This is a genomic window from Taylorella asinigenitalis ATCC 700933 (assembly GCF_000687755.1).
Lineage (GTDB): Bacteria > Pseudomonadota > Gammaproteobacteria > Burkholderiales > Burkholderiaceae_B > Taylorella > Taylorella asinigenitalis.
Genome location: NZ_JHXN01000037.1, coordinates 1 through 1,513 on the forward strand (window position 1 = coordinate 1; position 1,513 = coordinate 1,513).

A 1,513-nucleotide genomic window follows, 5' to 3' on the forward strand; every position below is an offset into this window, starting at 1 on the left:
CGGTCCCGCTGCGCAAGACGCAGCGGAATTTCCTGACCGTGCTGCTCAGCGTTTTTCTCGCTGTTCCTGGACGGCTGAACGCCCTGAATCTCTCCCGGTATGCAGCCTGCTCGGAGAGTACGATTCGTCGTTGGCTGCACCGAAGTGACGATGGGGCCATTCCGTGGGGCGCGTTACACCAGGCGACTGTCAGTACAGCAATCGAGAGTGGGCTGATCAGCCCACTGTGCGTTCTGGCCATCGACGCCTCTTTTCACCGCAAAGCCGGTCAGCACACCGCACACCTCGGCTCGTTCTGGAATGGCTGTGCCGCGCGGACCGAACGCGGAATCGAGCAATCCTGTTGTGCCCTCATTGATGTCCAGCACCGGCAGGCCTTGACGGTCGATGTCCGTCAGACCCTGACCGGGTCTGAGGCTCCAACTCGTCTGGAACAGACCGCCGATCAGCTGGATGACGTGCTGCTCGATCTCCGGACTGTTCAACAGCTTGATCTGGCTGCTGTCGTTGCCGACGGGAATTACGCGAAGGAACCCATCGTGGAGACCGTGACGGGTCACGGTCTCCCGTTTATCTCCAGATTGCCTCGCAACGCCAACCTCAACGACCTCTACACCGGTGAGCATCCCAGACGACGGGGGCGAAAGAAGAAGTTCGACGGTAAGGTGGACTTCAGTGACCTGCAGCGCTTCGACCTCGTCTCTGCAAGGCCGACTGAGCGGGTGTGGACGCAGGTGGTCTGGAGCGTGCAGTGGGCGCGGGAAGTGCGCGCAGTCGTCATTCAGCAGATTGGTAAAAAGGGTCAGGTCACCGGCTACGCGGTGCTGTTCAGCACCGCTGTGACCATGCCGGCTCATGAGGTCATGGCGCTGTATCGAAGCCGCTTTGAGATCGAACTGATCTTCCGGGATGCCAAACAGTTCCTGGGGGGCCAGGATGTGCAACTGCGGTCACAGCAGGGCATCGAGGCGCATTGGAACGTGGTGCTGCTGACCCTGAATCTTTGCCGACTGGAGGCCCTGCGAGCGGCAGGTGGCGGGCAGGATCTGGTGTTCAGTCTCGAAGACATGAAACGCAGGGCGTATAACGCCCTGCTGGCCCAGGTCATTTTATCCAATCTGGACCTCTCGGCTCGCTTTGAAGAATGAGCGAATTCGCCGTTCAGTCCGCTGGATTTCGGACTTAAAGCCGCCTAAAACTGCACGAACCATTGTAAAAGCGGGTCAACCCCACTTATTACTCATGCTGCACAGCATTTCGTTCTCCCTCAGAGCGTTTTGAAAGGCCTGGCTAGCGTATTGACTGCCTCGGTCGCTGTGATGAATGAGTCCGGCAGACGGTTTCCGCCTGCTCACCGCCATATTCAGGGCATTCAGCGGCAGTTGAGCCGTCATGGTGTTCTCCATCGACCAGCCCGCAATCGTCCTGGCGAACAAGTCCATCGTCACGGCCAGGTATAACCAGCCTTCTTTGGTTGGGATATAGGTGATATCGCTGGCCCAGACAGTATTTG

The 1,513-nt window shown here is 58.6% G+C and carries 1 protein-coding gene and 1 pseudogene; one reads left to right on the plus strand and one right to left on the minus strand.

Annotation, left to right across the window (positions count from 1 at the left end):
• Positions 1-1,148, plus strand: a 1,148-nt coding sequence (locus T432_RS08985; protein ID WP_028884786.1) for an IS4-like element ISDra7 family transposase, incomplete at its 5' end; no start/stop codon positions are given.
• Between the two features lie 84 nt (positions 1,149-1,232).
• Here T432_RS08985 and T432_RS08990 read toward each other — a convergent pair.
• Positions 1,233-1,513: pseudogene (locus tag T432_RS08990) on the minus strand (transposase); the annotation flags it as partial.